This window comes from Nonlabens dokdonensis (assembly GCF_002162835.1).
In the GTDB taxonomy this organism is placed as follows: domain Bacteria; phylum Bacteroidota; class Bacteroidia; order Flavobacteriales; family Flavobacteriaceae; genus Nonlabens; species Nonlabens dokdonensis_B.
The window spans coordinates 1-23,952 of the sequence record NZ_MAAX01000089.1 but is presented as its reverse complement, the minus strand read 5'-3'; the positions used below and the strand labels follow the sequence as shown (position 1 = coordinate 23,952).

20 protein-coding genes and 1 tRNA gene are annotated in these 23,952 nt (G+C 35.6%); 15 read left to right on the top strand and 6 right to left on the bottom strand.

The features are described 5' to 3' along the window. Together A9Q93_RS05580 and A9Q93_RS05575 are read left to right on the top strand one after the other, a co-directional pair. On the top strand, positions 1 to 1,039 hold a 1,039-nt coding region (locus A9Q93_RS05580; protein WP_303686394.1), incomplete at its 5' end, for a hypothetical protein. A gap of 125 nt (positions 1,040 to 1,164) precedes the next feature. Further along, positions 1,165 to 1,941 (top strand): hypothetical protein, encoded by a 777-nt coding sequence (locus A9Q93_RS05575; protein WP_303686393.1) that lies wholly within the window; start codon positions 1,165 to 1,167, stop codon positions 1,939 to 1,941. A 209-nt stretch (positions 1,942 to 2,150) separates the two neighbouring features. Here the strand turns inward: A9Q93_RS05575 and rpsT are convergent, their stop codons facing one another. The 3 genes from rpsT to proS all read right to left on the bottom strand — a co-directional run bounded on the left by rpsT (position 2,151) and on the right by proS (position 4,078). After that, entirely contained in the window at positions 2,151 to 2,405 is a 255-nt protein-coding gene (gene rpsT / locus A9Q93_RS05570) for a 30S ribosomal protein S20 (protein WP_303686392.1), read from the bottom strand. 41 nt (positions 2,406 to 2,446) lie between these two features. Next, a tRNA-Glu gene (locus A9Q93_RS05565) sits at positions 2,447 to 2,518 on the bottom strand. 81 nt (positions 2,519 to 2,599) lie between these two features. Continuing rightward, the gene (proS, locus tag A9Q93_RS05560) at positions 2,600 to 4,078 is read right to left on the bottom strand and encodes a proline--tRNA ligase (RefSeq protein ID WP_303686391.1); all 1,479 of its coding nucleotides are present in this window, start codon (positions 4,076 to 4,078) and stop codon (positions 2,600 to 2,602) included. Positions 4,079 to 4,186: 108 nt separating this feature from the next. Here proS and A9Q93_RS05555 point away from each other — a divergent pair, with 108 nt between their 5' ends. Together A9Q93_RS05555 and A9Q93_RS05550 are read left to right on the top strand one after the other, a co-directional pair. Then, the gene (locus tag A9Q93_RS05555) at positions 4,187 to 5,320 is read left to right on the top strand and encodes a hypothetical protein (protein WP_303686390.1); all 1,134 of its coding nucleotides are present in this window, start codon (positions 4,187 to 4,189) and stop codon (positions 5,318 to 5,320) included. A 23-nt stretch (positions 5,321 to 5,343) separates the two neighbouring features. Continuing rightward, on the top strand, positions 5,344 to 6,852 hold the full coding sequence (locus tag A9Q93_RS05550) for an OmpP1/FadL family transporter (RefSeq protein ID WP_303686389.1): 1,509 nt from the start codon (positions 5,344 to 5,346) through the stop codon (positions 6,850 to 6,852). Positions 6,853 to 6,947: 95 nt separating this feature from the next. On the opposite strand, the gene A9Q93_RS05545 is transcribed toward A9Q93_RS05550, so the two are convergent. Beyond that, positions 6,948 to 11,492 (bottom strand): T9SS type B sorting domain-containing protein, encoded by a 4,545-nt coding sequence (locus tag A9Q93_RS05545; RefSeq protein ID WP_303686388.1) that lies wholly within the window; start codon positions 11,490 to 11,492, stop codon positions 6,948 to 6,950. A gap of 177 nt (positions 11,493 to 11,669) precedes the next feature. Here A9Q93_RS05545 and folE point away from each other — a divergent pair, with 177 nt between their 5' ends. From folE to A9Q93_RS05525, 4 genes are all read left to right on the top strand, one after another. Further along, positions 11,670 to 12,341 carry a GTP cyclohydrolase I FolE gene (gene folE / locus A9Q93_RS05540; protein ID WP_303686387.1) on the top strand — a complete coding sequence of 224 codons (672 nt, stop codon included), beginning with the start codon at positions 11,670 to 11,672 and terminating at the stop codon, positions 12,339 to 12,341. A 148-nt stretch (positions 12,342 to 12,489) separates the two neighbouring features. Beyond that, on the top strand, positions 12,490 to 13,977 hold the full coding sequence (gene cysS, locus A9Q93_RS05535; protein ID WP_303686386.1) for a cysteine--tRNA ligase: 1,488 nt from the start codon (positions 12,490 to 12,492) through the stop codon (positions 13,975 to 13,977). A gap of 155 nt (positions 13,978 to 14,132) precedes the next feature. Beyond that, positions 14,133 to 14,354 (top strand): membrane protein insertion efficiency factor YidD, encoded by a 222-nt coding sequence (gene yidD, locus A9Q93_RS05530; protein ID WP_303686385.1) that lies wholly within the window; start codon positions 14,133 to 14,135, stop codon positions 14,352 to 14,354. A 95-nt stretch (positions 14,355 to 14,449) separates the two neighbouring features. Next, positions 14,450 to 15,925, top strand: coding sequence for a sodium:solute symporter (locus A9Q93_RS05525; RefSeq protein ID WP_303686384.1), 1,476 nt, complete (start codon positions 14,450 to 14,452; stop codon positions 15,923 to 15,925). On the opposite strand, the gene A9Q93_RS05520 is transcribed toward A9Q93_RS05525, so the two are convergent. After that, entirely contained in the window at positions 15,900 to 16,262 is a 363-nt protein-coding gene (locus tag A9Q93_RS05520) for a CoA-binding protein (RefSeq protein ID WP_303686383.1), read from the bottom strand. The genes A9Q93_RS05525 and A9Q93_RS05520 overlap by 26 nt on opposite strands. A gap of 394 nt (positions 16,263 to 16,656) precedes the next feature. On the opposite strand from A9Q93_RS05520, the gene A9Q93_RS05515 reads away from it, so the two are divergent. From A9Q93_RS05515 to A9Q93_RS05505, 3 genes are all read left to right on the top strand, one after another. Further along, complete coding sequence (locus A9Q93_RS05515) at positions 16,657 to 17,586, top strand: hypothetical protein (protein ID WP_303686382.1); 930 nt, start codon at positions 16,657 to 16,659, stop codon at positions 17,584 to 17,586. A 43-nt stretch (positions 17,587 to 17,629) separates the two neighbouring features. Beyond that, positions 17,630 to 18,742 carry a site-2 protease family protein gene (locus tag A9Q93_RS05510; protein WP_303686381.1) on the top strand — a complete coding sequence of 371 codons (1,113 nt, stop codon included), beginning with the start codon at positions 17,630 to 17,632 and terminating at the stop codon, positions 18,740 to 18,742. Between the two features lie 197 nt (positions 18,743 to 18,939). After that, entirely contained in the window at positions 18,940 to 19,077 is a 138-nt protein-coding gene (locus tag A9Q93_RS05505; protein WP_303686380.1) for a hypothetical protein, read from the top strand. Positions 19,078 to 19,201: 124 nt separating this feature from the next. On the opposite strand, the gene A9Q93_RS05500 is transcribed toward A9Q93_RS05505, so the two are convergent. Next, positions 19,202 to 20,209 carry a 3-oxoacyl-ACP synthase III family protein gene (locus A9Q93_RS05500; RefSeq protein ID WP_303686379.1) on the bottom strand — a complete coding sequence of 336 codons (1,008 nt, stop codon included), beginning with the start codon at positions 20,207 to 20,209 and terminating at the stop codon, positions 19,202 to 19,204. A 75-nt stretch (positions 20,210 to 20,284) separates the two neighbouring features. Between A9Q93_RS05500 and A9Q93_RS05495 the strand changes: the two genes are divergently transcribed. The 4 genes from A9Q93_RS05495 to A9Q93_RS05480 all read left to right on the top strand — a co-directional run bounded on the left by A9Q93_RS05495 (position 20,285) and on the right by A9Q93_RS05480 (position 23,933). After that, a complete protein-coding gene (locus A9Q93_RS05495) occupies positions 20,285 to 20,887 on the top strand; it encodes an alpha-ketoglutarate-dependent dioxygenase AlkB (protein WP_303686378.1) in 603 nt (200 codons plus the stop codon). Between the two features lie 206 nt (positions 20,888 to 21,093). Continuing rightward, positions 21,094 to 21,393: a TIGR03643 family protein gene (locus A9Q93_RS05490; protein WP_303686377.1), complete on the top strand. Its 300-nt coding sequence runs from the start codon at positions 21,094 to 21,096 to the stop codon at positions 21,391 to 21,393. Between the two features lie 165 nt (positions 21,394 to 21,558). Then, complete coding sequence (locus A9Q93_RS05485) at positions 21,559 to 22,515, top strand: alpha/beta hydrolase (protein WP_303686376.1); 957 nt, start codon at positions 21,559 to 21,561, stop codon at positions 22,513 to 22,515. A gap of 89 nt (positions 22,516 to 22,604) precedes the next feature. Next, on the top strand, positions 22,605 to 23,933 hold the full coding sequence (locus A9Q93_RS05480) for a DUF819 domain-containing protein (protein WP_303686375.1): 1,329 nt from the start codon (positions 22,605 to 22,607) through the stop codon (positions 23,931 to 23,933). Positions 23,934 to 23,952: the final 19 nt, after the last annotated feature.

The following is a 23,952-nucleotide window of genomic DNA, read 5'->3' as shown; positions in this document are numbered from 1 at the left end:
ATTAATACTCACTTTAAGCTTTTTAATAAGTTTTACATCATTTGTAAAAGTGCATGCACAAAATGAAATCAAGCAAGACTCGATCTCCATAAATGCTAGAATTGCAGATTTACTTGAAGAAAAGGAACAAAATATTAAAGACGAAAAAGAAGCTTTAAAATACACCATTAAAGCAATCAATGAAAAACTAGAAAAAAATAAAATCACTAAAGAAAAAGCTGAAGAACTTAAAAAAACAGCTGCTGAACGTACTGCGTTAAATATTAAGTATTACGAGCAGTATGCCATGCTCGAAGAAGATTATGTTAGAAAAAACGGTAAGTTTTCATACGAAGGTGGCGCTATGTTAGAAATAGGAACAAAGCAGTTCATAAGATTCCGCAACAAGAATAAAGATAGAGAGTATCAGCAATATCAAAACACTGATTCAGGATTAACGCTTTCATTTGCCTATAATTTTATGAATGGAGATAATTTAGATATCAACGATTTTAGTTATGCAAATAACAATTACTTTGCAATTGGTTTTCAATGGAAAACACGTTTAGACAAGAATAATAATTTAAGAGCAGTATATGGAGTAGAATACCAATCTCATGGAACAGAGTTAAATGGAAACAGGTTTATTACCCAGGGAGATCAAGCACAAATAGCAAGCTTAGGTTTTAACGCTGACAAAGCAAAATTTAGACAAGACCAGTTAGTATTCCCATTACATCTAGAAATCGGTGGCAGTGAAAGAAAAGAATATGAAGATGGTCGTGTAAGGTTTGAAAATTATGACAAGTGGAAATTTGGTATCGGTGGATTTATAGGTTTTAATATGTCCTCCAGATTAAAGCTGAAATATGAACTAGATGGTAGAGAGATCAAAGAAACTAGAGTGAATAATTTTGATAATGAAACATTTCTTTATGGGCTGGATGCGTATGTAGGTAAAGGAGATATCACCGTTTTTGGAAGGATGAACTTAAACAATGTGTTCAAATCGGGATCTGTTGATGCTCAATATGTCGCATTTGGGATTAGATTTCAATAAGAATATACTATTAAATTAGCCTGGTAAGCTCTTGACTAGTTCAAGAGTTTTCCATGTTTAAAAAGAATTCAAATGACTAATCTGCAATTCATTTTAAAAATAATTTTAATCTAAAATAATATAACATGAAAAAACTTCTATTTATTTCGATCGCACTAATTAGCGCATTTACTTTTGCACAAGAAGAAAGTGAAAAGGACAATGAACTTCATGAAGCACCTTACGACTTTCTCGATTCATTTGACTCCTCAAGAAGAGATAAAGAAACTGTGTTTACAAATACAAAATTACTTTTAGCCTTTGGATTTAATCAAGCTCTGGGCGATGGTAATGGTATAGGAGAAGATTACCGATTCTGGGGCTCAGGAATGTTTGATGTAGGACTTGAATTCTCTACTAGATTGAATAAGAAAGATGATCTATTTAGACTTACTTATGGTCTTAACTTACGCACTCAGACATTAAGATTAAATGATGATCGTATTTTTGAGACACAGAACAGTATTACTAATCTTGTTAACGCTCCTTTTGACTTAGACCGTTCTAGATTTACACAATTTAGTTTTGTCGCACCGGTTCATATAGAATTTGGTAAACGCGAGCTCAAAGAATACGAAGACGGGATTAAACGTTACGGTGGAGATGACCCTTTTGTTGCAGGAATAGGCGGTTATATAGGATATGTGACCATGACTTCTCAAGAGATAAAATACGACAGAGAAGGACGTGATGTTACCTCTACTTTGACTAACGATTTTGAAGTAAACGCATTTCAATATGGATTAAGTGCTCATGCCGGCTGGAATAACGCTCAATTTTTTATTACCTATGGATTAAACAATATCTTAGATAGTTCTCCACTAGAGCAAAAACATGTTTCTTTTGGAATACGTTTAAGATAAGCTGTATCAAACTCATAAAACAAAAGCTCTTGTGAAACATCAAGAGCTTTTTTTGTTTAATACGTAAATGCTTATAGTGTACTTACAACAATTCTAAATATATTTGTACTATAGTTACGCTTTAGCGAAAGCGAACTCTAAAACAAACTTTGTTATAATAAAAAAGCCTTTCATTAAATGAAAGGCTTTTAAAAAATGTTGTAAGTCAATTAAGACATTGCATTTACTTGTTTAGTCAACTTTGATTTTAAGTTACCTGCTTTGTTAGAATGAATAATATTTTTCTTTGCAAGTTTATCAATCATAGAATAAATCTCAACAAGAAGCTTTTCAGCTGTAGACTTGTCTTCAGTTTCCTTTAATTTCTTAATTGCATTACGCGTAGTTTTGTGCTGGTATTTATTTCTTACTCTAGCAGCTTCGTTTCTACGTATTCTTTTTAAAGCACTTTTGTGATTTGCCATATCTTATAAAACTTGATCTAATTAAAGATCGATTTAATTTGTAGCCCGTAGGGGAATCGAACCCCTCTTACATGGATGAAAACCATGCGTCCTAGCCGATAGACGAACGGGCCATTAATTTTGCTCGTTTTAGCGGTTGCAAAAATAAACACTTTTTTTAATTCTGCAACAAAGAATTAAAAAAAATTTCAAAATTAATATGCTTTTGCAAATAAAACTCGCTTTGTTGAAGGCTTACCTGTTAATATACAAGCACCTACCTCTTCCACAGCATTTATAGGAATACATCTAATAGTTGCTTTAGTAAGTTCTTTAATTTTATCTTCAGTTTCAGTAGTACCATCCCAGTGAGCTGAAATGAAACCTCCTTTATTCTCTAACACGTCTTTAAACTCTTCAAAGCTATTAACCTTTGTGATATGGCTATCTCTATAATCTAAAGCTTTTTTATGAAGTGAATTTTGAATCTCATCTAATAATCCCTGAACCTTACTAGCTATACCTTCTATAGAAGTAGTTTCTTTAGACAAAGTGTCTCTACGAGCTAATTCTACAGTACCATTATCAAGATCTCTCGCACCTATTGCAATCCTTAACGGTACACCTTGAAGTTCATGCTGGGCAAACTTTGCTCCTGGCCTTAGTGTATCACGTGAATCAAACTTAACAGTTACACCTAGACCTCTTAAATCCTTCATTATCCCATTAACTACAATTTTGATCGCATCTAATTGTTCTTCATTTTTAAAAATAGGTACAATCACTACTTGATTAGGAGCTAAATTAGGCGGCAGCACAAGACCTTTATCATCACTATGTGTCATAATTAAAGCACCCATGAGCCTGGTAGAAACGCCCCAAGAGGTTGCCCAAACATATTCTTGCTTGCCCTCTTTTGAAGTAAACTTTACATCAAAGGCTTTAGCAAAATTCTGACCTAGAAAGTGACTGGTTCCAGCTTGTAAGGCTTTACCATCTTGCATTAAAGCTTCAATACAGTAGGTCTCATCTGCTCCTGCAAAACGCTCGCTCTCTGTTTTCAATCCTTTTATAACAGGTATAGCCATGAAGTTTTCGGCAAACTCTGCATATACATTGTTCATTTGCTCGGCTTCTTCAAGAGCTTCTTTTTTTGTAGTATGAGCGGTATGTCCTTCCTGCCACAAAAACTCAGCGGTGCGTAAAAATAGCCTGGTACGCATTTCCCAACGCACTACATTTGCCCATTGATTAATGAGTAGTGGTAAATCTCTATAAGATTGAATCCAACCTTTATAAGTATTCCAGATAATAGCTTCACTTGTAGGTCGTACTACTAATTCCTCTTCTAATTTAGCATTAGGATCAACTCTTAATTTACCAGGTTTATCCGGATCATTTTCTAATCTATAGTGAGTAACAACGGCGCATTCTTTAGCAAAGCCCTCTGCATTTTTTTCTTCAGCTTCAAATAGACTTTTGGGAACAAAAAGTGGGAAATAAGCATTTTGATGTCCTGTCTCTTTGAACATGCGATCTAACTCTGCCTGCATTTTTTCCCAAATTGCATATCCGTATGGCTTGATCACCATACAGCCTCTTACAGCACTGTTTTCTGCAAGATCTGCTTGAACTACCAGTTCATTGTACCATTTTGAATAATCTTCACTCCTACTTGTTAGGTTTTTACCCATAATTGTTTGTTTGGCATAAAACTTGCTCCTTTCTAGTAAGTTTGTTAAATGCTTTTAATGCTGGACAAAACTACTTATTTTTATTAAACGCTATCAAATAAAATCGTCATGAAAAATTTAATTCTACAAAAATCGCTTTTCTATAAAATTTCAACAATGCTAGTTCTTGCTGTAATAACAGTCTCATGTGGTTCATATCAAAGCGTTTCTTACAATGACGGTATTTATAGTGATGATGAAAATAACAATGCATCATTAAATCAGAATATACAGCAAGATAACGAGGTGATCTATGAAGATGGATCCTCTGCTTATTATGAATCTTTGTTTAAACAAGGTGCAGAAAGTCATGGAAATAACTTTCAACAAGAAGAAGTTTTTACAGATGTAGAATCTTATTCTTCTACTGGTTATGATGAGTCTGACCCTAATTACACTGCAAGTTATGGTGGCGGAGAACCAGGCTGGGGAACAAACCCTTCTCAAGTAACTGTCAATTATATTGATAATGGTTGGGGCTGGGGCGCTTGGAATAACGGATTTGGTTGGAACAATAGTTTTGGATGGAATTATGGCTATTCTTGGGGTAATGGATTTGGCTGGGGCTGGAACAGACCTTTAGGTTGGGGTGGCTTCGGTTGGGGTAATGGATTAGCTTGGGGCGGAAACTTCGGCTGGAACAATGTATGGAACAGAAGATGGGGATGGAATAGTCCTTATGCTTGGAATGCTGGCTGGGCATGGAATCAAGGATACAGATGGAATACTGGTTGGGGCTGGAATAACAACTTTAGAGGCAATAATATTAGAGGATACTCTTATCAAAATACAGGAAGAAGTGCAAGAGGACAAGCATTGTCTTATAACAATAGAGGAAGAGCCGTAAGTAACAGTAGAAGTTCAAACTATGGAAGAAGTACTGAAGGAAATAGAAGATCCTCTGCAACTAATGGTAGATCTTCGACGAGAGTAAGGTCTTCAAACCCAAGAACTAGTAGAAGCGCTACAACGCGCAGATCTTCTTCAAATAGATCCTCGGGAACAATGAGATCATCTAGATCTTCTAGTCGTTCTTCGGGAACAATGAGATCTTCAAGATCTTCTTCAAGTAGATCTTCTGGCACAATGAGATCTTCAAGATCATCTAGTCGCTCTTCTGGAACCATGAGGTCTAGCGGTTCTAGTTCAAGATCATCTGGATCTAGCAGTTCTTCAGGAAGATCTTCTGGTAGAAGAGGATAATATTTAAATAAACATTTTAAAAAATGAAAAAGGTTTTAATTTTAAGCGCGCTAATTGCTGGCGCGCTTTTTAGTAACGCTCAATCAGTAGCAGACGGATTATTATACACTGGTCAAGACTTGAAAGGAACAGCTCGTTTCAGAGGTTTAAGCGGTGCCTTTGGGGCTTTAGGAGGTGATTTAAGCTCTATAGGTTCTAATCCAGCAAGCTCTGTGGTATTTGCCAATAACTATGCAGGACTCTCCTTAGCCATTACTGGTAATGAAAATGACACCAATTATTTTGACAACACAACTAACACCTCAATAAACGACGTTAATCTTAACCAAGCTGGTGGAGTTTTAGTTTTTGAAAGTGCAGATAATCGTAAGATCTCAAAATTTGCGTTAAGTCTCAATTATGATCTTAACCGTAATTTTGACAACTCCATTAACGCTCGAGGCACAAGCCCTGTATCTGTATCTCAATATTTCCTTAACAATGCTAATGGTATAGCTTTAGATAATTTTGTTGTACGACCAGAAGAAACCGTGAGCGAGTTATATCAATTTTTAGGGCAGGAATTTGGATTTGGCGCGCAACAAGGCTTTTTAGGCTATGAATCATTTCTTCTTGACTCAACTGATGATAGTGATATAGATAACACTAATTACGTGAGTAATACTGGAACCGGTAGTTTTAATCAGGATTACCTCGTACAAACAAGCGGCTATAGCAGTAAGATAAGTTTTAACGGTGCGCTCGAGTTAGATAATAAATGGAGCTTAGGAATCAACTTAAATTCTCACGTAATTAGTACGGAAAGATTTACTAGTATTCAGGAAAATAATTCTAATACAGACGCTTCCATAGATAACGTTAGATTTAATAATTCTCTATTTACCGATGCAAACGGTTTTTCATTTCAATTAGGTTTAATAGGTAAATTAACTAACAGCTTAAGAGTAGGAGCCACTTATGAATCGCCTACATGGTATACCGTTGAAGAATCTCAGATACAAGATATTGCAACTTCTAGCACAAATGGATCTACAGCAGTTGTTAGGCCTGAAATACTTAATTTATTTGAACCCTACAGGTTACGATCTCCAGGAAGCGTTACTGGTAGTCTGGCATATATCTTTGGTAAACAAGGTTTATTAAGTATTGATTACAGTTCTCGTGACTATAGTCAGCTTAGATTTAATCCTGATGACAGCAGCCTTTTTAGAGACAACAATAGTTTTGCTAGTGAAAACCTCCAACGGGCTGCATCCATAAGAATAGGTGGAGAATATAGAATTAACAACTGGACTCTTAGAGGTGGTTACCGTATGGAGGAATCTCCTTATGAAAACGAGGCTATCATGGGTGATCTTACAGGATATAGTTTAGGAATAGGTTATACATGGGGTAAGACAGTTTTAGACATTTCTTATGATCGCTCAGAAAGAGATTTCTCTCAACAGCTTTTTGACACCGGACTAGACACTCGCGCTGGTGTTCAAAATAGTATGGATAACATAGTATTTACATTAGGTTTCAATCTTTAAAATTATTTTTATCTCGCTTTCGCGAAAGCGGATTTATAAAAAAACCACCTGAAATTAGGTGGTTTTTTTTGTTCGCTCATATCTTGAGATTGCGATTATCGTTTCATGGCGAAGTGGCCCGAAGCCTCTCGTTGTACGCCATCAAATTCATATTCAATTTTGAACCAATAATCACTGCTAGGTAAAGGTTGTCCATTATAGGTTCCATCCCATCCTATTCCATTAGGAGATAATTGTTTTATGAACTTACCATATCTATCAAATATGTACAATTTAGTACCAGGAAGAAGGTCTCCACCTATAATATTCCATGTATCGTGAATCCCGTCTGAATTAGGCGTGAAATAATCTGGATAACCAAAGACAAAAATATCTACAACTATTTCTCCACAACCACTGCGCTCTGCAATTGTAATTGAGTGAGGACCAGATGAGACATTATTAAAAATTCCTGAGTTCACATAAGGACCATCGTCTAGGCGGTACCAATATTCATCAAGACCTTGGGCAGTAACTATTACGTGATGTTCTTTATCAAAAGGGTCTGTTGTGATATCAATATCATATACATCTGGAACACTAGAAACTCTTACATTAGTTGTAGCCGTGTTTTCACAGCCTGTGGCTATTCTTGTAGCTATAACTTCATAATCACCACCATCTACTATGTCAATTGAAGCAGTAGTGGCCGCTATAGGAGCTCCATCCCTACTCCAGTCAAAAGTATATTCGGCATCATTTAAAGTAGTATCAAGAGTAACAGAACCATTTACTGGATTACCATTTTCATCTAGACAAAGAATATATTGATCTAGCAAAGAAGGTGCTGGTAATGGATTGATAATTAAATCTAAAGTCGTAAAACTGAAACAGTCCGTATTATCATCATCTACCCTTGCAATTAAAGTGGTATTAGAGCTGTAATTAAAATCGCCTGTAATACCATTAACTTCATCATCAGCATCTGATTGATTTAGGTAATAAACAACCGTAGAACCTGTCTGTCCTGCAGTGACCTCAGCATCTGCTTGATTAACATCTACAAGTGCATTGCCATTACCGTCGTCACATGCTTCAAGTGGCGTAGGCACAACAGCTAGCGGAGCTCCTACTGAATCAATGATAAATTCACCTATAGAAAAACATCCAGAGCCGCTGTTTTCTAATCTATAATAAATAGTTTGCATAGCACTTGTGTTTTCATAAATGCTAGTATCTAGCGCATTGGAACCAGAGAATGCATCTGCTTGAGAATCGTGATACGTTATTATGACAGCTGACTGCCCGCTTATGATTTGACTATCGAAATCACCTAAAACAAACACTGCAGCACCATCACCATCATCATCACACTCTTCAACAGTAAAAGGAGCGATAGTGGCAGGCACTGGATCAACAATTAAATTAAATGTTGTGGTACTCTCACAGCTCGTCAAATTATTTAATACCGTAACAGTAACCGTTTCAGGACTACCAGAATTAGTATAAGGTGAGGTAATAACACCTAAAGCATTACTGTATTCAATCGTATAATCTGAAGGGTTCAAACCATTTAGAATGGCAGCATTATTTTGAGTTAAATCAAATGACTCGACTCCATCGCCACTAGGATCATCACATAAAGTAATATCTGGAGCAGTACTTATTCTAGGCAATTCATTTACAATTAGGTCAAATGTAGTTGTCTCAAAACAATCTGGATTAGATATATTTTCTATACGTGTAAAAATTGTTTCAGGAGATGAAACATTTGTATATGAAGTTGGTGACAAAGGATTACTACCTGCATCTGCATTTGCTTGAGAGGTATAATAACTCACGGAAAATACAGTTGGATCTTGAGCGAGCAAAATTTGCGCATCATTATTTCCCAAAACAAAATCTTCAAATCCATCATTACTCAAATCGTCACATACTATAACATCTGAAATGGAGTTTGCCACCGGTGTGGCACTCAAAACTAAGTCAAAGAAATCTGTTGAGTAACAGTCTGAACTAGCACTATTTTCTACTCTGATATAAATTCTCTGCGCCCCAGTCGTTGAAACAGCTGTATATGTTGATGGGTTATTAATTTCATTAACTCTTGAGTCTGCATCTGTTTGCGATGTGTAGAAAGTTACGTTATAATTAGCTACAATTTGAGTACCCAATATATCATTAAGCTGTGTGGTAAGATCAAACTGTTCCATACCGTCATTAGCATCGTCACAAGTAATAAGATCATTTACAAGACTGACTACGCCCGTTCTATTTACAATTAGATTAAAAGATGTGGTTGAAGAACACATTTGAGGACCGTTATCAGTTACACGAGCATAAATTATTTGTGGGTTACTTATGTTTTGATAGCTTGTGGCATTCAAAGGAGCATTACCGCTATCAGCGTCAGCTTGTGTTAAATGATAGGTAACTGTAGCAGTTTGATTGTTTAAGATTGCAGCATTTTGAGAATCCAACGCAAAGACCTCTTCTCCATCATTAGTAGCATCGTCACAAGTTTCCATATTAGCGACAGCATTTGCTACTGGTACAAACCCAGCGGTCAGACTAAATGGAGATATTGAACTACAACTAGAGTCTGTTGTACTAACTATTCTAACATATATAGTTTCACTACCAATGGATAAATTATACATTGTAGGATCTAGAATTGGATTTATCTGATTTTGAGCATCTGATAAACTAGTATAAAACTCTAATGTAAAATTAGAGGCTCCACTCCCGCCAGAACTAAGTGCTGAAGAAACATACGAGACCAAATCAAAATTTGAAATAGGTCCACATTGCTCATAATCTGGAATAATTAATGTGTTTAAATCTATAATATCTAGGATGAAACTATCTACAACAATACAATTAGTAGTCGTATTTGTAATAGCAGAAAATACCGTCATAGGTGGAGCTGCTATAGGAAACGCCGTAGCGTTTGTGATGGCATTAATCCCGTTTTCTGCATCACTTTGAGTACTATGATAGGTTACTACATGTTCTGTTGTAGATAAACCATTTAATATAACAGCATCATTTTGAGTTAAATCCACATTATTAGAACCTGTTGTATTACACAAAATGATATCTTCCGGTGCTGAGGACAAAATCTCTGGAGACACATCTATACAAACTTGTTCTACATATGTGCAACCATGATTATCAGTCATTTCATATGTATAACAATTTTGTCCAGCTGCTGTTGGAGTAACAGTAATGGTATTACCAGTAGTACTTGTAATATCTGGACTAGGTTGCCAGGCTTCTGCAGTAACTACCGGAGTAAAAGAAAGATCACTTGGTATGATAGCTGGGTCAAAATTTATTCCCCAATAAAAAATATAACCATTATCAGATCCTAAATTATCAGTAATTGTAATACACCACTGGCCATTTATGGAAGAGCCTATAAAATTGCTATATGGATTTACAGGTAAATAATCTCCTGCTGGTATTGTGGAGTTTCCTGTTGCGGCTTGAGCCCATGTTTGAGCAGCTGTTTCGGTAAATACGTAATCAAAACCAGCACCTGGATTTCTATTAGAGTCATCATCAATAGGAACTCCTAAGAATGTTGATCCTCCATTTGAATACTGATGTAAATCTACACTTGAACCATTAGGTGCAGTAATTGTAAGCTGTAAATCCCCTAGGTAGGAGTGTTCCATGTTTACAAAAATATCTATAATGTTAGAAGCATTGGTAATAACTGCTCCTGGTTCAAATAAATCTACATCCACACAAGTAGTATAACTTACACCACTACCATCTGGTAAAAATGTTCTTCCTGTTACAGGTGGTGACACTGGAATTACAAACTCTTGAGGAGTAACAACTCCTGACAGCGTAGTGGACTCTCCAAAACATATTTGAGAATCTGCAGCAGAGGTACCTGTAAAATCTGGATCACTTGAAACTTGTACCACTAAATCTATATCTTCACGATCAGAACATCCACTAGCGTCAGTTACTATAAATCTGGTTTGATAGATACCTGTTGCAGCGTAGGTTTCTGTTTGAACTTGTCCCGGATTCAATCCACCACCATTTGCTAGATCCCATTGATAAGTTGCACCAGTTCCATCTACGCCAAAGGTTGCCTGACCATCAAATGTTACTGTATCACCCTGGCAAATTCTCAATATCCCGTCAGGACTTATGGCAGGTGTTGTTGTGATATTTGTGGTAATTGATTGACAAGGGTCAAAACACCTTCTCGCTGCTCTCCAGCCACTAGCGTTTCCAGAACCGTCGGAGACAAATTGAACAGTTAAACATCCTGTAGGGTTTCCTGGACTTGCTTGAAATGCTCCAGGAGGAATATTTGTATCTGTAATCGTTGCTAAGACAGGCGCTGTAGTATCGTCACCATCATAAATAGTTAACACATCATTCACCTCAATATCCAGTGTCCTGAAATCTAATATCATTCTATCTGTAGATATGATTGGGCAAAAAACCGCTACGCCACTAAAGTTGTTAGAATAATTTGTGTTACCTCCATCATCGTTAAAGGTAGAAACGCCACAGCCAGTATATAAGGCAAATGGATTAGAAGGATCTGGATTAGGAATCATGTTGATATTACTTTGAGCGTACGTGAACACAGTACAACACAAAAGCAATAGGCTGAGAATTCTTTTCATCATTAACAATTTTGGATAAAAGGTGCTTTTTTGTAATTAACAAATATGAGAAAATTTGTTAACTATAGCTTAACGATATTTCCCAAAACTTTACTGTTATTGACAATATATAATGCTTTTAAGACCTACTATTTGTAAATTTGCATTAAAATAATTGCTGCTTTTAAGAGTATTTCCCGTATGAAAATTGAAGATCTATTAGAAAATATAGAAGATAACGATCACTTATCTTCTAACGAGCAAACCCCATTACGTCCTGATGCCTTTGACATGAGCGATGCAGATAAAATTGCATCTATTAAAAAAGATGTTCATCATATTCTAGAAACCTTAGGAATGGACATGACAGACGATAGTCTTAAAGGAACACCTAATCGTGTTGCAAAAATGTTTGTCAATGAAATTTTCGGAGGTTTACGCCCAGATAGAAAACCTAGTGCCAGCACATTTGAGAACAAATACAAATACAATGAAATGCTCGTAGAAAAAGACATCGTTGTTTACTCTACTTGCGAGCATCACTTACTTCCTATCGTAGGTCGTGCACACGTTGCTTATATCTCAAATGGTAGCGTGGTAGGACTTTCTAAAATGAATCGTATTGTAGATTATTATGCAAAACGACCACAAGTTCAAGAACGCCTTAACATACAGATTGTAAGAGAATTACAACAAGTTATGAATACTGAAGATGTCGCTTGTATTATAGATGCAAAACACCTGTGTGTTAACAGTCGCGGTATACGCGATATTGAAAGCAGCACGGTGACTGGAGAATTTGGCGGTAAATTTAAAGATCCAGCTGTTAAGAGAGAGTTTCTCGACTACATAAAAATGGACACAAAGTTTTAAATCATTCTCCATCTTCGAGTACTATCTCCTTCTTAACTTGGACCCAAGTAATTTGAGAAATTTACTGTTATTTTTGAAGAGAAGATTTACAATTATTTCGCTTTCGCGAAAGCGAGATCAACACCATCAACATCACAAAAAATAAGTCATGTCACTTTATCAAAACAATGAATTAAGGATTTACAATTCTATGAACGGTGAAAAAGAGGTTTTCCAATCGATTACCGAAGGCCGCATAGGAATGTACGTTTGTGGACCTACGGTTTACAGCAATGTGCATTTAGGAAATTGCCGCACGTTCATTAGCTTTGATATGATTTTTAGGTATTTAAAACACCTAGGTTATAAAGTACGCTATGTGCGTAACATTACTGATGCCGGACATTTAACTGATGATGCTGATCAAGGAGAAGACAAAATCTCAAAAAAAGCAAGGCTAGAGAAAATCGAGCCTATGGAAGTCGTTCAACAATACACGATCGATTTTCATACAGTGATGAAGCAATTTAACGCGTTCCCGCCTAGTATTGAACCTACTGCAACTGGTCATATTGTAGAGCAAATAGAAATTATTAAAACGATCATCGATAATGGCTATGCTTATGAGAAAAATGGCTCCATTTATTTTGATGTAGTAAAATTTAATAAAGATCATCACTACGGGAAACTGAGCGGCCGCAATCTGGAAGATATGATGGCAAATTCTCGTGAGCTAGCGGCACAAAGTGATAAATCAAATCCAGCCGACTTTGCTCTTTGGAAAAAAGCGAGTCCAGAACATATTATGAGATGGCCTAGTCCATGGGGTGATGGATTCCCTGGTTGGCATTTGGAATGTACGGTAATGAGTTCTAAATATCTAGGTGAAACTTTTGATATACACGGTGGCGGAATGGATCTTAAATTCCCACATCACGAGTGTGAGATTGCCCAAGGTGAGGCAGCACATGGCCATAGCCCAGTAAACTACTGGATGCATGCAAATATGCTGACTTTAAACGGCCAGAAAATGTCAAAATCGACTGGGAATAGTATTTTACCTGTAGAGCTTTTTACTGGTGATAATGATTTCATGCAAAAAGCTTTTAGTCCAAGCGTGGTGCGTTTCTTTATGATGCAAGCTCATTATAGATCGATTCTTGATTTTAGTAACGATGCGATACTGGCTGCCGAAAAAGGTTTTAACCGTCTTACTGAAGCGATGAAGTTAATGAATCAATTACCAATTTCTAAAACCTCAAGCGTAGACGTGGCATCATGGAAAAGTAAATGTTACGCAGCGATGAATGACGATTTCAACACACCTATTCTTGTCGCAGAGCTTTTTGACGCAGTGAAAATGATTCATACCATTAATGATGGAAATGCTACTATTACAAAAGAGGATCTTGATGATCTTTCTACAGGTATGAATGCATTTTTCTACGATATTTTAGGATTACAAAACGCTCAAGAAGAAACTGGTGGTTCTTTAAACAAAGGACTGGACGGCGCCATGAAATTGATTATTGACTTAAGAGCTACTGCACGAGCAAATAAAGACTGGAGTACGAGTGATAAAATAAGAGATGAACTGGCTGCTGCTGGAATTGCCCTTAAAGATGGCGTTGATGGGACTAGTTATAGTGTGGAGTGAGTAAGTTGGTGAGTTGTGAGCTAGGAATTAAAAGTTGAGGTTTATTCCGCCTTCGGCTATGAACATTTAGATTTGAAATCTTTTCCCAAGCCCAAAAAGCTGGTATTTTCTTCTGAATGCAAAGTTGAAACAAAAACTGAAATGAAGCAGGATTCATGAAAAAAATACTAGCATATCCTTTTTTATTGATGATCAGGTTTTATCAATCTGTGATATCGCCTTTTACACCTGCTAGTTGTCGCTACTCTCCTACTTGTTCTCAATATTCTAAAGAAGCTCTTATCAAACACGGCGCTTTTAAAGGTGGCTGGCTAGCATTAAAACGTATTTTTAGTTGTCATCCTTGGGGCGGCAAAGGTTATGATCCGGTTCCATAAGAATCTAAAATTTTCAAGCTAATTTTAAGTTTAAATTTCAACTTAGATTTAAATTTAAAAGGTCTTCTTACCTTAGCCGCAAATAATACAATTACGTGACTTCTACCCAAATCCTCATTACCATTGCTTGCTATTTTGCTGTTCTAGTAGCGATTTCTTTTATTGTAGGCCGCAAAAGTGATAACGCTACTTTCTTTAGAGGTAATAGATCTTCTCCATGGTTTATTGTAGCCTTTGGAATGATAGGTGCATCACTTAGTGGTGTAACTTTTATCTCTGTTCCCGGAGCTGTAGAAGAAGGCGCGATGAATTATTTTCAAGTAGTTCTAGGCTACATAGTCGGTTATCTAGTAATAGGTACGGTTCTTTTACCTCTGTATTATAAAATGAATCTTACTTCTATTTATAGTTACCTCAACGACAGGTATGGAAGTGCTGCGCAGTTTACCGGATCAAGTTTCTTTATTCTTTCTCGTGTGGTAGGTGCCAGTTTTAGATTGTATCTGGTTGCTGGTGTCTTACAAGAGTTTGTTTTTGAGAGTATGGGCGTTGAGTTTTGGCAAACGGTAACTTTTACGGTAATTCTGATCTGGTTATACACATTCAAATCTGGTATTAAAACCATAGTCTGGACCGATACTTTACAGACGCTTTTCATGTTAATTGCTGTAGGTGTAGCGATATATTACATTTCTGGCAGTTTAGATCTCAACGGCATGGGAGAAATAACTGGATTCATTTCTGATAGCGATTTGTCCCAGATCTTCTTTTTTGATGATTGGAAAAGTGGACAGTATTTCTTCAAACAATTTTTTGCTGGTGCATTTATTGCTATTGTAATGACTGGTCTTGATCAAGATATGATGCAAAAAAACTTAACCTGTCGCAGTCTTGGTGATGCTCAAAAAAACATGTTTTGGTTTACGATTGTGTTGACCTTTGTAAATCTTATCTTTTTAGGACTAGGTGTTTTACTTACCGCTTTCGCGAAAGCGGAACAATTAACAGCCACCAAAGACAAATTATTTGCAGCAATCGCATTAGATGGTAATTTAGGTATAGGAATAGGGCTGGTTTTTATTCTAGGTCTAGTTGCAGCGGCCTATTCAAGCGCAGATAGTGCGCTTACTTCCTTAACAACATCGTTCTCTGTAGACATCTTAAGATTAGAGCAAAACTATGAAGAGAAAAAGCAACGCTGGATTAGAAAACTGGTTCACGTAGGGTTTTCTCTAGCATTGATACTTGTAATTGTAAGTTTTGAGTATCTGATCAAAGATGCCAGCGTGATTAATAAGCTATTTGTTTTTGCTGGTTATACTTATGGACCGCTGTTAGGATTGTTCAGTTTTGGGATTCTTACAAAGCTTCAAGTGCATCATAAGATCACACCGGTTATAGCGATTCTATCGCCATTTATCGCTTTTGGTATAAGTAGTCGAGCGAGTCGTTATGGATTTGAATTTGGTTTCTTTATTTTATTACTCAATGGCTTTGTAACCTTTTTAGGTTTGTTGCTTGCTGCTACTTTTACAAATCAAAATTCTAATACTGATTTGTCCCCAGCATAACCAGCGTACAAGCGACTTCACTTTTTATATTATTCTTAGAAAGCAACTGGTAAAGTGCTGGATTTTCAGTTCCAGGATTAAAGATCACTCGTTCTGGTTGAAGACTTATTATATAATCATAATATTGCTCTTGCCGTGTAGGATTTAAATATAATGTTACCGTGTTTATTCCTAGAAAAGGGATCAATTCTTTGTGAATCTTCACATCATCTACCATTCCTTCACGTAACCCTATAGCTACAGTTTCTATATTAAATTTACGCAATCTGTAGATCGCAATATTAGAATAACGTTGTTCTTTAAGAGAAGCACCTAGTACTAAAGTTTTTTTAGACATTATTTATGATTTGCTGTGTAACAATATACAAAATCCATCGTCTTTTAATTGAAGGACTTGATAAATCCTTCTGATTTATTTGGTGAATTTTATGAAAAAGAAAAATTCAAAAAGGTTAAAGTCTGTCGGACTCTTTTATAAGTTTCTGACAGCAAACATAATCGTATAGTTCATAATTAATGGTTAGTGTTATTGTACGATTTAGAAATCCCAAGCTTGCAGGCTTGGGATTTTGTTTTTAACCTATTTCAATAAGCGAGAGTTTCCATAAACGCTATCAAGAAAATAAGCACCTATTGATTGATCTTGGCATCAAGATTAATCCATATTTAATATTTTATATCATTCTTATTATATCCATGAAATAATTTTACTTTTATCCAAATTAACTTACATGATAAAAGAACTTACTACAAGTTATTTAAACTCATTAGACGCTGAAGATTTTAAAAAACTACTGTTACAAGATATATTTACCGATAGGCTTAACGAGGATAGTTCTGATTTTTTTATTAAACTTATAGAATATATATATCCTCTAATGGAGGACATAGATAAAAATCAATTATCAAAATTAGCAATAGCCGCTTCTTCATTTTATAATTATATTTTATTTATCGATAAAGTTGTTGATAGAGGAATAGACCATTTTGAGAACGATTCCTATAAAAATCGAGTGATTGAGGCAACCAGTGCTATTGAACTTTCTACAATAGAATTGTATAGTCTTTTTAAGAACAACTTGCAGTTTTGGGAAAAGTATCGAATTTATAAAACACAATACTTTGAAGCTATTTTTGAAGAGCGTGCCATATCATCAGAGAAAACAATCATTGATAGTATATCTTTTGAAAGAATAGCAAAAGGAAAACATGCTCTCGCTGAGTTTTTAGTAGTGAGTATGTTCATGCTTAATAAAAGTGAACTAAACACTGAACATAAAGAACGACAAGTTTTAAAATGTGTTCAAAACATATTCATAGCGATGCAGATTTACGATGACATAGAAGATTTTGCTGAGGATTCTGAAAATGACATTTGGACCTATCCACAATCAACATTAAAAGAGCTAATTGATTCAGAAAACATTGTTTTAACTGAGAAGCAAGAACATCTAAAGTTACAATTATTCTACGTATCTGGAACTGCTGAAGACTTATTAAGATATGGTCTTAAAAAACTGAATGAGTCAAAAAATATTACAACAGATTTAAAACTCTTTCAACTAGAATCCTTTATAGATGGATTGATTGATAAAATCGGTAAAAAAATTGAACTGATAAATACCCTTATCAATAGAGCAAAACTCAAACAACAGAAATAACATGTTGATCAATAATTACTCAATTAAAAAATATGATAATACTTTGAAGTATGTTTTAACAACAAAGCAAGGTCATTTTTATATAAATAAATCTACAAAACAGTTGATAGAGATTTTAACGGTGGAGGAAACCATAGACGAAGCTCTGTTAGTGTTTAATACAACGTTTGAAAGTAATTTATCCAAAGAGAGTTTTTTAGATTTTTTAAAAGACCGATTGAAAGGTCTGGGATTATTAAAAGGTGACTCAAAAATTATTAAAACTAATGCTTATGTAAAAAGCAAAATCAAGTTACTGCCTGCAAATGCAGCTGCTGCCTTAGCCTTACCTTTTTCATACTTTTTTAAAGCAACATATTTCTGGTATTTATTTACAATCCTATCTATTATATGTGCAACCATTGTAGTAGGTTATATCGATATTTATGATTTAAACTCACCTTTTGAAAACGTAATTCACCTAATTCTTCTCGCACTTCCAGTGGTATTTATTCATGAATTAGGGCATGTAGCAGCTTGTAGACCTGCTGGCATTAAAAATGGGGAAATAGGCCTCGGGATCTATTTAATTTTTCCCGTATTTTATTCAGATATTTCTAATCTATGGACTGCAACAAAGCAGCAAAGAATTATTGCAAATCTAGCCGGAGCATTTAATCAATGTTTGTATGCCATTATAATGTACGGTATTTACTATTTTACAGAAAACAAAATATTTTTAACTGTAAGCATTTTAATAATTATAGATGGTGTTTACCAGTTATATCCATTTGTAAGATCAGACGGTTACTGGATATTAAGCGATGCGTTGAGCATCCCTAATTTACAACAAAAAGGAAAATATAATCTATTGAATTTATTTACCGGTAGATGGTCAAAGTTAAAAGCACATACAAAAACAGAGTTGTTTATATTGAGTTATAGCATTATCAACCTAGGCTTTGTTCTATTCTATATATACTTTTTAGTCATTGATCAATGGAATAGCTTTCTTTTGTTTCCTAAAGAATTGTCTACCCTACTTTACCACTTAATTACTCTTAACTGGCAGGAATTACAGGTGTCACCGCTTTTCATTTTTCACGGTATTGTTTATTTCATTTTAGGTAAATATGTTTTTAACCTAATCAAATCTAAAGTTAAAAATAGAAAGTGATTACAGAATTTTCTTACTTTTAAAGCTGTATACCATGTTATTAAGAACATCTATTTTCTAATAAGATTATCCTAAAGAGTAGTTAACAGATTATTCCTACACTTAATCTATTATTTTGAAACTTAGGTAAATGTAGCTTGCTAGTGCCTTTAAATATACGGACCTTTACGCTACTTAAACTTATAAATCACTTACTTATGAAAGATTATCTAGAATTAGCAGATCAATTTGAAGTTGAGAAACTAGAAGAAAGAACTGAGTTTTATTTTGGACATTATTATAATCATAATCACTGTCCAGAAACAGATCCTTTGGACGCTCCACTTACTGCATAATATTAATTTGTATATTAAAAAAACATCCTTTTTCAAGGATGTTTTTTTTTGTATTTATTTAGGTAAAATCAATAATATTTTTTTACCATCAAAAAATGTAAAAACTTGTAAAGCAAACGTCTCCTTACCATCTCATAATAGCACTACCCCAAGTAAATCCACTACCGAAAGCTGCAAGAACCACCGTATCACCTTCTTTTACTTTGCCATCTTCCCATGCCTCACATAGAGCAATAGGAATAGAAGCCGCTGTTGTATTACCATAACGCTGGATGTTATTGTAAACTTGATCGTCTGTTAACTGAAATTTCTTCTGGATAAATTGAGAAATACGCAAGTTAGCTTGATGTGGTACAAGCATATCAATATCGCTTACTTCTAGCTGGTTAGTTTGTAAACCTTCCATGATTACCTCGCTGAAACGTCTTACTGCATTTTTAAATACAAACTGACCGTTCATATAAGGATAATAAGGAATGTCCTCCTGTGGATTCTCCTCTATAATTTGAGGGACCCAATGATTAGTAGACGGACCTTTCAATGATAATTCTAGCGCGTGCTCTCCTTCACTATGCAAATGTGTAGAAAGAATTCCATGACCTTCTTTTTCTGATCTGGATACTACCGCTGCTCCTGCTCCATCCCCAAAAATTACCGTTACACCACGGCCGCGAGTAGAAAAGTCCAGTCCACCACTATGGTTTTCTGATCCTATCACAAGAACGTTTTTATACATTCCCGTTTTTATAAATTGGTCTGCAACAGAAAGTGCATAGATAAAACCACTACATTGATTACGTACATCTAGTGCTGGGCAAGTATGAATACCCATAAGATTTTGCACTTGTACTCCACAACCAGGGAAATAATAATCTGGAGATAGCGTTGCAAAAACTATCATATCGATGTCATCCTTAGAAACTTTTGCTCGTTCCAGAGCAATTTCTGCAGCTTTGACACCCATTATCGCAGTCGTGTTACCATCACCTTTTTTAATGTGACGACGCTCTTTGATACCAGTACGTTCCTGAATCCAGGCATCGTTAGTATCCATTAATTTTGAAAGATCGTCATTTGTAACGACATTTTCTGGAACATATTTACCCATTCCAGTGATACGAGAAGTATACATAAATAAATTTTAATAAGATGCAAGATACGTCCCAATCATAGTATATTGCTAGCAGTACACGATATTTTGATATGCATGCATAATAAGTTATTTTCAGATCCTTTTCCCATGATACCAGACGCTACGGTAGTATATGATGGTTCTTTTTACGCTTTCGCGAAAGCGGAACTTCTAAAAAAGATTTTACTGGAAGAAACACCATGGCGACAAAATGAAATCAAACTATTTGGCAAAACCCATAACGAACCAAGGCTCACACAGTTATATGGCGCCAAAGGCTTAGATTATGGATACAGCGGCATCAAGTTTAAAGCGCTTGCTTGGACAGAAACTCTAGCTCAAATTAAAGCCGATGTAGAAAAAGCCGCAGGAACTGAATTCAACGTATGTCTACTCAATCAATATCGCACCGGTCAAGATTCTAACGGCTGGCATGCAGATGATGAACCAGAGTTAGGACAAAATCCAACTATTGCTTCTGTAAGCCTAGGTCAAGAACGGTTTTTTCATTTAAGACATAATGAAAATAAAGACTGGAGGTTTAAGTTTTTATTAGAAAACGGCTCTTTATTATTGATGAAAGATCAAACACAACATACCTATAAACATCAAATAGCCAAGACAAAAAGAGAAATTGATTTACGCATTAATCTAACTTTTAGGAAGGTGATTAAGTGATTTTAAAGTTTCGTGAGAAAACGACATCTTCGATAAACTCAGATTGACATTCTAAGCAATATTTCTTTATGCAATGTCAGACTGAGCCTGTCGAAGTCGGTCTAATTAATAATGGTTTAAAGCAGTCCATTTGTTAATTCATTAATAAAATCTTCTCTATTCACCATACTTTTGTAATTATTGCACGTGTTAACGACTTTACTATTATGGCTAGAAAAAGAGCAAAAGACATTTTAGAAAATTTAAATGATCGCCAGATAGACCGTATTATAGAAATGGGTTGGGAAGATCGTACTCCTTTTGATGCGATTGAAGCGCAATTTGGTGTGACAGAAAAAGAAGTGATCATGATCATGCGTAGTGAGATGAAAGAAAGTAGTTTCAGAATGTGGCGTGAGCGTGTACAAGGTCGAGCGACAAAACACCGTGCGCAACGAGATCCAGAAATGAGCCGTTTTAAATGCTCTATGCAGCGAGCTACTGGTAATAAAATCGCTAAGCGGTAATATCCTTTTTTTTAGAACCGCTGTTATAAATAATTACTAGACTACTTTTTCTCCCAGGCGAGCCTGTATAGTAGATTTATCACACTTACTTTTTTCAAGAGTAATTTCAATATGGCATACGTATTGACTAGATTTGATCGTTGTTATATAGATCTAACTCAAGTCATGAAAAAGTTACTTTTCCTTTTAATTTTCTTACCACTAGCCACTTACGCACAAGATCCATTTTCTAAGCAAGCAGTACAAAAAACTGTAGAAAATTTAACGATATTAAATATCAATGAAAATATTAAAGGCACCATTCTAACGCCTAAAGATTCTAATAAAAATCCAGTTCCATTAGTTATTATAGTAGGCGATCAAGGTGCTATAGACCGCAATGGTAATGAACCTAGAACTAGAAGTAATGCCTACCAGCAACTAGCTGATTCACTTTTATCTAATGGTGTAGCCACTTACCGCTATGATAAACGCACGTTTACTCAAATGAGAAACCGCAAGTCAAGTGAAGAAACGCTCTTTAGTGACTACATAACAGACGTGAATGATATAATTAGCTATTTTAAAAGTGACAAGCGTTTTTCAAAAATGTACATCGCTGGCCATGGACAAGGTTCACTAGTAGGAATGCTAGCCATAGACGACCATGTAGATGGTTTTATTTCAATTAATGGCGCTGGACAGTCCATTGATGCACTTATCGTACAACAAATTTCAAAACAACAACCAGGATTAGACAAAGTTGCAAAAGAAACATTTGAACGAGTAAAAAATTCAGAAAAACCGGTAATTGCTATCGAACGAGATCTTTACCCTATCATCGGGCCACAAGTGCAGCCATTTATGAAGTCCTGGATGAAATATGATCCCGCAGTAGAGTTACAAAAACTTCAAATTCCAGTATTAATTGTTAATGGTTCTAAAAACCGCATGAGCAATCCCTCAGAAGCTCAACTATTAAAAGACACTACTCTTGACGCAACTTTAGAGATTATTGAAGACATGAACCACGTCCTCAAAATTGTGGGAGACGACGAGATTGAAGCCTCAAAAAGTAAAATTAATCCTAACTTTCCCTTAAGCACTAGACTTGTAGAACTTATAGTTGGATTTGTAAAATAAGCTGTAATAAATACGCTTTCGCGAAAGCGAATCTTTATCAAACAACTTCGTATAAAATTGTATTTTGCAGCACATCAAAATAGCAATTTATGATTTTTCAAGAAGTAGCAGAAAAAGTAAAGGATACCACTCCATTAATTACTAGTGATACAATTGTATTTGGGTTATTAATGATATGCCTGGCAGTTGTGTTCTATTCTTCTTCAAGGAATAATGGTTTCTGGTCTAAATTTTATAAAATAGTTCCTGCTCTTTTGATGTGTTATTTATTGCCTTCTATTTTAAGTTCTTTAGGAATCATAGCTCCAGAATGGAAAACGGTTGCAGAAGATGGCACTGTAACAGAAGCGAGCTCTTCACTTTATTACATGGCATCGCGCTATTTGTTACCTGCAGCGTTAGTTTTAATGACCTTATCTATAGATCTCAAAGCGGTTTTTAACCTAGGACCTAAAGCGTTGATCATGTTTCTTACCGGTACAGCAGGAATAGTTATAGGTGGCCCTATCGCTATTCTTATAGTAGGTTCTTTTTCTCCAGAAACTGTGGGCGGCGAAGGGTTTGATGCCGTATGGCGTGGCTTATCTACTCTAGCAGGAAGCTGGATAGGTGGCGGCGCAAATCAAACAGCAATGCTAGAGGTATATCAATATAATCAAGCTAAATATGGTGGTATGGTGCTCGTGGATATAGTAGTTGCTAATTTATGGATGGGTATTCTATTATTTGGAATTGCAAAGGCCACAAAAATAGACCAGTGGTTTGGTGCAGATAGTAAAGCTATAGAAGATCTTAAAAAGCGAGTCTCTGATTATACAGAAAGTGTAAAGCGTGAAGCGACTTTTACTGATAATATGGTAATGCTGGGAATAGGTTTTGGGGCTGTAGCGGTAGCTCATTTAGGTGCTAATTATCTATCCTCAATAATGAGCTCCATGGATGGCATTGCAAACAATATTTATTTGAGTTTTCTAACAAGTCAATTCTTTTGGATGATCTCAATTGCAACCTTAATCGGTATTACTTTATCCTACACGCCTGCAAAAAGTTATGAAGGTACTGGAGCAAGTAAAATAGGTAGTATATTTATCTATGTTCTAGTTGCGACTATAGGAATGAAAATGGATCTCACTCAAATTGTTGAAAATCCGTTATTAATACTTGTAGGTATTATATGGATGGCAATTCATGCAGGATTATTAATTCTAGTTGCTAAGCTTACTAGATCGCCTTACTTTTTTCTAGCAGTAGGCTCTCAAGCAAATGTAGGTGGTGCTGCAAGTGCGCCCATTGTCGCATCAGAGTTTCACCCATCACTTACCAGTGTAGGTGTCTTACTAGCGGTATTTGGTTATGTGGTAGGAACTATAGGAGCAATTGCATGCACCATTTTAATGCAAATGGCGGCTACTTCATAATTTTTTTATATTCCTAATT

Coding starts and splice junctions, on each gene's coding strand:
- A9Q93_RS05575 (WP_303686393.1), top strand. CDS start 1,165: ATGAAAAAACTTCTATTTATTTCGATCGCACTAATTAGCGCATTTACT.
- rpsT (WP_303686392.1), bottom strand. CDS start 2,405: ATGGCAAATCACAAAAGTGCTTTAAAAAGAATACGTAGAAACGAAGCT.
- proS (WP_303686391.1), bottom strand. CDS start 4,078: ATGGGTAAAAACCTAACAAGTAGGAGTGAAGATTATTCAAAATGGTAC.
- A9Q93_RS05555 (WP_303686390.1), top strand. CDS start 4,187: ATGAAAAATTTAATTCTACAAAAATCGCTTTTCTATAAAATTTCAACA.
- A9Q93_RS05550 (WP_303686389.1), top strand. CDS start 5,344: ATGAAAAAGGTTTTAATTTTAAGCGCGCTAATTGCTGGCGCGCTTTTT.
- A9Q93_RS05545 (WP_303686388.1), bottom strand. CDS start 11,492: ATGATGAAAAGAATTCTCAGCCTATTGCTTTTGTGTTGTACTGTGTTC.
- folE (WP_303686387.1), top strand. CDS start 11,670: ATGAAAATTGAAGATCTATTAGAAAATATAGAAGATAACGATCACTTA.
- cysS (WP_303686386.1), top strand. CDS start 12,490: ATGTCACTTTATCAAAACAATGAATTAAGGATTTACAATTCTATGAAC.
- yidD (WP_303686385.1), top strand. CDS start 14,133: ATGAAAAAAATACTAGCATATCCTTTTTTATTGATGATCAGGTTTTAT.
- A9Q93_RS05520 (WP_303686383.1), bottom strand. CDS start 16,262: ATGTCTAAAAAAACTTTAGTACTAGGTGCTTCTCTTAAAGAACAACGT.
- A9Q93_RS05515 (WP_303686382.1), top strand. CDS start 16,657: ATGATAAAAGAACTTACTACAAGTTATTTAAACTCATTAGACGCTGAA.
- A9Q93_RS05505 (WP_303686380.1), top strand. CDS start 18,940: ATGAAAGATTATCTAGAATTAGCAGATCAATTTGAAGTTGAGAAACTA.
- A9Q93_RS05500 (WP_303686379.1), bottom strand. CDS start 20,209: ATGTATACTTCTCGTATCACTGGAATGGGTAAATATGTTCCAGAAAAT.
- A9Q93_RS05495 (WP_303686378.1), top strand. CDS start 20,285: ATGCATAATAAGTTATTTTCAGATCCTTTTCCCATGATACCAGACGCT.
- A9Q93_RS05490 (WP_303686377.1), top strand. CDS start 21,094: ATGGCTAGAAAAAGAGCAAAAGACATTTTAGAAAATTTAAATGATCGC.
- A9Q93_RS05485 (WP_303686376.1), top strand. CDS start 21,559: ATGAAAAAGTTACTTTTCCTTTTAATTTTCTTACCACTAGCCACTTAC.
- A9Q93_RS05480 (WP_303686375.1), top strand. CDS start 22,605: ATGATTTTTCAAGAAGTAGCAGAAAAAGTAAAGGATACCACTCCATTA.